The sequence below is a fragment of the Paenibacillus sp. Z6-24 genome (assembly GCF_054161335.1).
Genome location: NZ_CP096398.1, coordinates 1,286,198 through 1,292,439, shown reverse-complemented (window position 1 = coordinate 1,292,439; position 6,242 = coordinate 1,286,198). Strand labels below are relative to the sequence as shown.

Here is a 6,242-nt window from a genome sequence, read left to right as displayed (position 1 = left end):
TCCCTTTCCATGGTGGTCTTAACGCTTCAGATCGTAGGAGACAATCTCATCCGCTTCGAGGACGATTCGTTCCCCTACGGAAGCTATTCCTTTACCAAGCACATAACCTTTGCGGCGACGGAGCACCTCTACATACAGATCAATTCGTTCCCCGGCAGCAGCCTGACTCAGCACACGCACCCCTTTTAATGTGGTCAAAAAGGAAATGCCCGCTTCGTCGATGGTGGCAAATGCCAGCAGCTGTGCCAGCGATTCCACGACCAGCGTGGAAGGCATATAGGGCTGTGCTTCACTGACATACCACTCGTTCCAGCTGACCAGCTTGCTTCCCCTGGCCCAGCCGGAAGTCTCGTAACCGGACACCTCATCGATCATCAGAAACGGATAACGATGAGGCAGTACGTCAGGAATATGAATCTTGGTCAAATCCAAAGGAGTTACTCTCCCTTCCATTTGCGTACAGCAATGCATACATTATGTCCACCAAAACCGAAGGAGTTGCTGATGGCTGCATTAACTTCCCTTGCCTGACTTACATTCGGGACAAAATTCAGTTCCGGGTCTTCCGGATCATCGCAGTTGAGCGTAGGCGGAACCGTGCTGTGCAGCATGCTTTGCACGGTTGCAATCAATTCCACCGCACCTGCTCCGCCCATCAGATGGCCGGTCATCGACTTGATCGACGAGATGGCGAGCTTGGGCGCATGTTCCCCGAACACTTTGCGCAGGGCATTCACTTCCATCCGATCGTTAAAAGGAGTACTCGTGCCGTGTGCATTTACATAATCCACATCTTCCGGCTGAAGTCCACCGTCTTCCAGTGCCAATCGGATTGCATCGGCCGCGCCCGATCCACTCAGATCCGGAGCTGTAATATGATAGGCATCTGTGGTACAGCCATAGCCGACCACTTCGGCCAGAATAGTCGCATTGCGTTTCAGTGCATGTTCCAGTTCTTCCAGAATAACGACACCGGCTCCCCCGCCGATCACAAAGCCGTCACGTGCCGAGTCAAACGGACGGCTCGCCTGCTGCGGCTCTTCATTGCGTCTTGATAATGCATGGATATTGGCGAATCCCGCCAGATCGAGCTGGCTGAAGTTTGCTTCCGCTCCGCCGGCGATAATCGCATCGGCTGTGCCGTACTGGATCGTACGCAGCGCTTCGCCGATTGCATTGCTGCCGGTCGCACAGGCGGTAACTACACCGAACGAAGGACCTTTGGCACCAAAGGCAATGGAGACTTCACCGGGCGCCGAATTGATCATCATCGCCGTTACAAAATGCGGCGATACCCGCTTCGGACCGATTTCGGTCAGCTTGCGGTAATTTTCTTCCACCACATCCAGGCCGCCCGCTCCCGAGCCAATCACGACACCAACACGGGAAGCATTTTGTTCATTGATAACCAGTCCGGACTGCTGCATCGCCTGATGGGACGCAGCCAGTGCAAACTGGGTGAACTGCGCTATTTTGTTGGCTTCTTTTTTGCTCATATACTGCAGCGGATCAAAGTTTTTGACCTTGGCTCCAATCTTGGTTGGAATCTCGGATACGTCAAAATGGTCCACCGGTTCCACACCGCTGCGGCCCTCGACCAGCGAGTTCCAGAAATCTTCTGTATTCAGCCCAACCGGTGTGATTACACCCTGACCGGTCACCACTACGCGCCTTTTCAATATGCCCACGTCCCCTTTTATCGTTGTTGAGATTATTTCGTAACTGCCGACAGTTCCGGCAATGGGAAGTCGCCGTATACATGACGGATTTTCTCATGAATATCCGTCAGTGTGACATGCACATCCACAATGACCAGTCTGCCGGCACGATAGGAGTCCCAGGCTGCGGACAGCTGTTCTGCCGCTTCTTCCCGGCTGCGGATGACTCTATTTTCCACAAATTCATGACGGATGCTGCTCACATCCAGCTGTTCCTGGGCAGACACGAACGGATAGGAACCGTTCAGCCCGGAAGACTGGTAACCCAGCTGATTCTGCAGCCAGCCGTAACCGCCGTTATTCAGCACCAGATACAGTGCCGGAATCCGGTATTCCGCTGCCGTAATCAGATCGGAACGGAACAGGTTGAATGCGCCGTCCCCCACCAGTGCCACGACTGGACGCTTACCGGATGCAGCCGCTCCAAGCGCAGCAGCTGCGCCGAATCCGAGACTTGTCTGGTCACTCGGCACGATCGACCAGGCCTGTTTGCCAAAGGCAAAATACGGATAAAAGTACGACCACATATCCTGCAGTCCATTTTCCTGCACGAGTATCAGATCGTCGGCGCACCGGGTGCGGATCAGCTCCAGCAGCTCCGGTACATGCAGTCCCGGTTCACCGGCAATCTCCGTCATCGAAGCATTGCGGCGCTGTACGGCGGCCGCTTTGCAATCGGCAATCCGCTCTACCCAGCCCAAGTCGGCCGGACGAAGCGTCTGCTCCTGCCAGTGGTCCAGTACAGCATACCCGTCACCGAGCAGCCGGATTCCTTTATACTGATGAGCCAGATCATTCAGCTCCATATTAACCTGGATGAGCGGCTTATGCTCCAGCCAGGATTCCCATTCGAAAGTAGCGGTCTCCTCCAGGCGGCTGCCCAGCGCAATGACCAGATCCGCTTCTTCCCATAGCATCCGGCAGCTGACATCCGTATACAATCCGGCGACTCCGCCGAACAGCGGATGATGCTCATCCATCGTGCCGCGCCCGGATGCTGTAGCGAATACTGCTGCTCCATAGGCAGCAGCAAATTGTTCCAGCTTCTCGCCATCTCCATTCTTCATGCCGCCTCCGGTCAGAATGAGTGGACGACGGGACTCGCGCAGCAACGCATCCGCCGCCTGCAGTTGATGCCTACCCGGCAGTACACTGAGTCTTTCCAGCGGGGCAAAGCTGTCCCGTACCGGAGACAGTTCATCGACCAGCTGCTCCGGCAGTTCGATATAGACCGGACCCGGTGCACCATTGACGGCCAGAAAGGCCGCTCTTTCGAGCGCCCATTGCAGCCTTTCTCCATGCTCTACCCGGTACGCCCATTTAACGAGCGGCTTGACCATCGACATCTGATCCGCTTCCTGAAAGGAACGGGTACCCAGCTTGTCCCCTCCGGTACCGAGCGCGAGCAGCAGCAGCGGCACACTCAGGTTTTGTGCTTCCAGCAGGCCGGTCAGCGTATTGCTGAGTGCCGGCCCTTTCCCTACTACACAGACTGCGAGACGGCTGGTAGCCAGCGAATACCCCGAAGCCATAAACACCGCATTGCGCTGATCCTTGCAAATAATAAATTCCATATCCGCTTTGGACAGCGGCTCCAGAATTTTCAGGTCATCACTCGGCAATCCAAACAGATGCTTGACGCCGACCGATTCCAGATAACGTACGACGATATCCCATGCGGGCAGTGAAGCGGTCATACCAGAGTCCTCTTGTCCTGCAGGTACTCCGCAACAACCGCCGAGATCAGGATTGGCTTGGATACGAGCGTATTGTTATGGAAAATATAGTTGGACATCGTGCCGTAGCCGCCAAACGCCTTGTTCCCCTGATCCACATCTTCCAGTGTCTCGTTGATGGTCAGCGTATGCTTGCGGCGCAAAATATCACTCAGATGCTCGGAACCGTACAGGCTGCAGCCCATTGCCCGCTCGCTGAAATAACTGGAAGAAATGCGCTGGATCAGCTGCTGATCATCACGATAACTCACCACGTTGAACACCGGCGAGAAATACTCGATAATATCAAGGTTCTCATCCAGCGTGCTGTACAGAATCGTCGGATCCATCTTTTTGGTACGGAAATCAATTCCTCCGCCGTAGACGATAAACTGGTCATGCGTATTGAAGTACTCGGAGACGCTGTACAGGGTATCCTTGTAGAAAATCGGCGTGTAATGTGCATCCGGATCCTGATTATGACCATAGGTCAATCCCTGTACACGCTCGATCAGCAGATTTTTGAATGTATCGGCCACTTCCTGATGAACGAGGATGATGTCCGGACCGAGGCAATCCTGACCGGAGTTGAACAAACGCATACGGATCACATCTGTTACTGCCAGTTCCAGATCGGCATCGGGACCAATTACGAACGGGTTGATTCCCTGTCCGAAGAAAATGTACAACTGTTCTTTGCGCAGCTGCTTTTTGATCTGCTCGGCGTTGGAATAGCCGCCGGTGAAGACCACGATATCAGCCGGTTTGACATGCTCGTTGACAAATACTTTCTGGCTGACCTTCTGGTGATAGATCGGCAGACCGTGAACCGCCTGCAGCTTCTCATGCAGCACACCCACATGTTCAGCCACATAGGATGCTGGGCGGAAATCAATCTTATTGACATACAGCGAAGGAATCAGCAGGTACAGTGCATAGGAGTACAGGATCACGTTTGAAGGCATAAATACTGCCATCGACTGCTGCCAGCCGGGCTTATTGTTCCGCACTTCTTCCAGTGCCCCCTGCAGTGTCATAATGGTGGAATCGATTTCCGCATTGGCAGCCCGGTAGGACGAGATCTTTGACAAAATATCCAGTACTTCCTGACGCTGTGTGATCAGATAATTCAGGCACTTCAGTACCGCTCCGTGCCTTTCCAATAACATCAGATCCTCCGTCAGCTTTTGGTCCATACTCATTATTAATCATCCCTTCTCTCCTGAAATGGTTCTGATCATTCTTCTGCTTTGTGATGACAGCGAAAGAAGTCAGTATAAAAAACTACAAATTGTAGTTTATTAAATGGTTGTTATTCGCTTTACACTAACGTTTCGGCGGATTTACGTACACTACGCTCTGTAGTTTTGGTTATGGCGAGTTTCTCCAATTCCAGCCGATCTACCTTGCCGTTACGATTGAGCGGAAAACCGGGCAGCGGAATCAGCAGATCCGGGTACATATAGGTCGGCAGGATCTGATTCATTTCCTTGCGCAGTTCGGCCAGTGTCAGGGCGGCTTCTTCTTCGATAAAAGCAATCAGCAAACTGCCTTTGAGTTCATCGTCCAGCGCGATTACGCAGGAGCGGCAGCCGAGCAGACTGATCCGGCTCTCGATATAGGCAGGAGATACGAGATAGCCCATCCGGTTTACCGTTTTGCCTGTTCGTCCGACGACATGCAGATTGCCGTTATCGGTACAGCCCATATCGCCGGTGCGAAACCATCCGTTATGAACAGCCGCTTCAGTCAGATCGGGACGGTGAAGATAACCTTCCATACAGCCGGGGGTCTGAATCCATACTTCGCCGATCTCCTGATCGGGCAGCGGATTCCCCAGGCTGTCCAGCACCTTAATCTGTATACCGGGCAGTGGTGCGCCGCAGCCATGCGGGTTACCCAGCGTTCCGAGTGTTACATTTCCCAGTTCGGACAATCCGTATCCATTGAGCAGCGGCTTGTGGAACAGGGCATCAAACTTTTCTTCCAGGTCTCTCGTCAAAGGAGATCCGCCCACGCACCACATCCGAACCGGAGCATTTTGCAGGGCTTCCAGCTGTCTGGGCTTACGGGCCAACATGCGTAACATGGTGTAAAAAGCAGAGGGGTTGGCATCTACGATTGTAGCTCTTTCGCGAATAATGTTCGTAATGACGCTCCGTAGATTCTGTGGGTTGCATACAATGAGGGAGCAGGCGGTTAACCACCATGAGAAGATCAGTGAAATTCCGTAAAAATGTGAATACGGTACAACAGGCAGCATACAATCCGTGGGCTGGTAGCCCATTGCCCGGATCGAGTGCACGATATTATCCATAAAGAGCTGTCCGGCTTTGACAATGCCTTTTGGCTTGCCGGTTGTACCCGAAGAATACAGGATCAATGCGTCGCGCCGTGCACACCAGGCGTCCAGATCAAGTGACTCCTGTGGTGACTGAATTTCCATTCGGCGCTGCACCGCCAGGCTGTCCGCGAGTTCGGAGAGCAGAATCGTCTCCATTCCCGGCAGCATCAGGTCAGTATCGGTCAGCAGCAGATTCGCTTCGGTCTCGCCGTGAATATGCAGCAGTTCATCCCGGCCGATCTGCGGATCGACCACAACGAGAGATACCGCTTTGTGACACAGGGCAAACAGTGCAGCGATAAACCAGTACGAGTTGGCGGATTTCAGGATAACCCTGCTGTCCGAAGAAAATCCCCGGAGTGATAACAATCGGCTTAATCCGGTTGCATCCTGTTCGAGTTGTTCCCGGCTTGATCTGCCGTCCACTGAAATAATCTGACATTTCATCTGTGCAGTCAGCACAAG

Annotated in this window: 5 protein-coding genes; all 5 read right to left on the bottom strand. The window is 53.3% G+C overall.

Annotated elements, in window-relative coordinates; all coding sequences use genetic code 11:
* Nucleotides 1-18 precede the first annotated feature (18 nt).
* The gene (locus M1D61_RS05805; RefSeq protein ID WP_458121518.1) at nucleotides 19-453 is read right to left on the bottom strand and encodes a beta-hydroxyacyl-ACP dehydratase; all 435 of its coding nucleotides are present in this window, start codon (nucleotides 451-453) and stop codon (nucleotides 19-21) included.
* Nucleotides 438-1,682, bottom strand: coding sequence for a beta-ketoacyl-ACP synthase II (gene fabF / locus M1D61_RS05800; protein WP_458122420.1), 1,245 nt, complete (start codon nucleotides 1,680-1,682; stop codon nucleotides 438-440). The genes M1D61_RS05805 and fabF overlap by 16 nt, the downstream gene beginning before the upstream one ends.
* A 29-nt stretch (nucleotides 1,683-1,711) precedes the next feature.
* Nucleotides 1,712-3,415 (bottom strand): thiamine pyrophosphate-binding protein, encoded by a 1,704-nt coding sequence (locus tag M1D61_RS05795; protein WP_458121517.1) that lies wholly within the window; start codon nucleotides 3,413-3,415, stop codon nucleotides 1,712-1,714.
* Nucleotides 3,412-4,635, bottom strand: a complete 1,224-nt coding sequence (locus tag M1D61_RS05790) for an aldehyde dehydrogenase family protein (RefSeq protein WP_458121516.1) — start codon at nucleotides 4,633-4,635, stop codon at nucleotides 3,412-3,414. The genes M1D61_RS05795 and M1D61_RS05790 overlap by 4 nt, the downstream gene beginning before the upstream one ends.
* Nucleotides 4,636-4,754: 119 nt before the next feature.
* The gene (locus tag M1D61_RS05785) at nucleotides 4,755-6,239 is read right to left on the bottom strand and encodes a class I adenylate-forming enzyme family protein (RefSeq protein ID WP_458121515.1); all 1,485 of its coding nucleotides are present in this window, start codon (nucleotides 6,237-6,239) and stop codon (nucleotides 4,755-4,757) included.
* Nucleotides 6,240-6,242: the final 3 nt, after the last annotated feature.